General features: G+C 37.3%; 2 protein-coding genes and 1 pseudogene. 1 reads left to right on the top strand and 2 read right to left on the bottom strand.

Going from position 1 to position 2,450, the window contains the following annotated elements; translation table 11 throughout:
* A pseudogene (locus F6K13_RS28365) lies at positions 1-399 on the bottom strand (alkene reductase); the annotation flags it as partial.
* A gap of 61 nt (positions 400-460) precedes the next feature.
* Positions 461-1,573 carry an RNA-guided endonuclease TnpB family protein gene (locus tag F6K13_RS28360; RefSeq protein ID WP_287289189.1) on the bottom strand — a complete coding sequence of 371 codons (1,113 nt, stop codon included), beginning with the start codon at positions 1,571-1,573 and terminating at the stop codon, positions 461-463.
* 110 nt (positions 1,574-1,683) lie between these two features.
* Here F6K13_RS28360 and F6K13_RS28355 point away from each other — a divergent pair, with 110 nt between their 5' ends.
* Positions 1,684-1,968: a LysR substrate-binding domain-containing protein gene (locus tag F6K13_RS28355; RefSeq protein ID WP_287289188.1), complete on the top strand. Its 285-nt coding sequence runs from the start codon at positions 1,684-1,686 to the stop codon at positions 1,966-1,968.
* Positions 1,969-2,450 lie beyond the last annotated feature (482 nt).

The following is a 2,450-nucleotide window of genomic DNA, read 5'->3' as shown; positions in this document are numbered from 1 at the left end:
TGTGTCGCGAGTATATCCACCTGCAGTAATAATTGCTCTACCAAATAGCGGACGGAAAAATTTGGCTCCCAAACCTTTACCATCATCTTCAACTGTTACGTTACCTTTGATACGGGGTTCAACAACGTGAAGATAACCTATCCCCAAGCGGTCTAATTCTTGCGCAACATAATTGAAAGTAGCTGCGGGATTAGAATCATGCATATCGTTGAAGGTACTACTAGGAGATAAACGCACCCCTACTCTTTCTTTTCCCCAAACATCTATTGCTGCTTGAGTAATTTCTAGAAGGAAACGCGCTCGGTTTTCTATCGAACCTCCATATTCATCTGTTCGATGATTAGAATTATCTTGGAGAAATTGATCGGGTAAATAACCATTGCCAGCATGAATTTCCACTGCTTCATAAAACTGATATAAAACGTCACATAGCGTGATATTTTAATGTTTACTTCCTGCTTCAACCGGAACTGTCGGCAGCACTCCGTCCACAGGCATTGACGGTCAAGCCGACCGCATCCCTCAAATTAATACTGGCATTCAGATCGCGGTCTATGGAGCTGCCACATTCAGGGCAATCAAAAGTTCTCACATTTAATGGCATATCCTGAACATGACCACAGTTCGAGCAAGTCTTTGATGATGGAAAAAATCTATCAACGACTACTAGGTTAGAGCCGTACCACTCACACTTGTACTCAAGTTGTCGCCTGAACTCAAAAAATCCTTGATCGGCTATAGACTTAGCTAGCTTATGGTTAGCTAACATACCGCGAACATTCAAATCTTCAATTGACACAATGCTGTGGTTTTTAGCTAGATAAGTTGTCAATTCATGAAGTGCGTTTTTACGGATATTAGCTATTTTTCTATGTAGCTTGGCAATTTTAAGTTGTGCTGCCCGACCGTTAGCTGAACCAATATTTTTATTGCGGTTAAGGTATTGTAAATTAGAGAGCTTGTTTTCAAATTTCTTGTAAGATTTAGTACCTTCAAAAACAACTCCTGTGCTTAAGGTTGCTAAAGTTTTCACACCTAAATCAACACCTACAACTTCAGTAGTTTTTGGAGTTGAAGCCGGAGTAAATTCATAGCTGCAACTTAAATACCAATCGTCAGCCTGTCTACTAATAGTTATTTTTTGAGTTGTTGCTTCAATCGGTTCATAAGTTTTGACCATACCAATAAAAGGTAATTTATGATTCCATCCATTTAATTCTATTGGTTTCCCACAATTATCTATTGTGAAGGAATCATGTTTACCTTTTTTCTTAAACCTTGGGCGTTTACCCAACCCTTGAAAGAACCTCTTAAATGCTTCACCCAAGTTAATAAAAGCATATTGATAGACTTTAGATGAGAGGTTTTTCATCCAGGGGTAGAGGGGTTTGGTGTGATTAGTAAAAACCTCTCTGAGTTTACGAGGGTTGGGCTTATAACCATCTGTGTAAGCAGCATTCCATAAACTTAAACCCCAGTTGTAGCACCATCTGCTATAACCTGCGTGTTGTGCCATCAGAGTTTTTTGTTTATTATTTAATTTGAGTTTGGTTCTGATGGATTTCATGGAGATTGAGCGCAGCCTATCTAATGGTATGCTTAGATATGTATTATATCGTTATTCGTTGATTAAGTCAATGCTCCACTGGTTATGAAATTTGGCGATTTAAACGAGACAAAGAGGTGTGTGAAGTTAAAGTTAATGGCTCGTTGGTAGCAAATAATTCAGAAGTCCTTCGGCAAGTTTGTTTAGATGGTGCTGGTTTGATTTTAATGCCAACCTGGTTAATTAGAGAAGATATCCGTGGGGGTCTTCTCGAAGCTGTACTTAATGATTTTCAGTTCTATCCACACATAGATATGGATACAGGTATTTACGCACTTTATCTACCGAATCGTCGTAATTCCTTGAGAGTTAAAACTTTCATTGATTTTTTAACTCAACGCCTTGGTAACTCACTTCTATGAGAAAAATTTTGAACAATATGTAAGCATTCAGCTATTAGCACTCAGCTATCAGCAATGTGAGTAATAGACATCTCCATAAAATAGGGAACAGGAAGGAGAAATAATTGACAATTTATGGATAATAATTGATTTGATTTTTAATTTCCACCAGATTTCAATGAATAATTAAGAGCTGATAGCTGACCGCTGTTTGCGCAGCATTCCGGAGGAAATGCTTACAACAATACTTGGCAATTTTAAGAGAAAATCTAAAAATAAACGCCTATTAGCTGATTTTGAGATTATTGTAGAAAATCAGCTCTAAAAATCACCTTTAGTGCTACTATAAATTATAAATTCTATTTTCTAGCACAGAATAATGAATAACAAAAATCTAGCAATAACTTTAGCTACAGTTGTTTTTCTAGCAGCCTGTGACGTTGGTAATAATAGTCATATTAAACTTAAACGTGATGGCTATCACAGTTCTGGTTATCCTAACA

It is taken from the genome of Okeania sp. SIO2B9, from assembly GCF_010672505.1.
Classification (GTDB): domain Bacteria; phylum Cyanobacteriota; class Cyanobacteriia; order Cyanobacteriales; family Microcoleaceae; genus Okeania; species Okeania hirsuta.
Note: the sequence above shows the minus strand (reverse complement) of the source record. Positions and strands in the feature narration are given on the sequence as shown.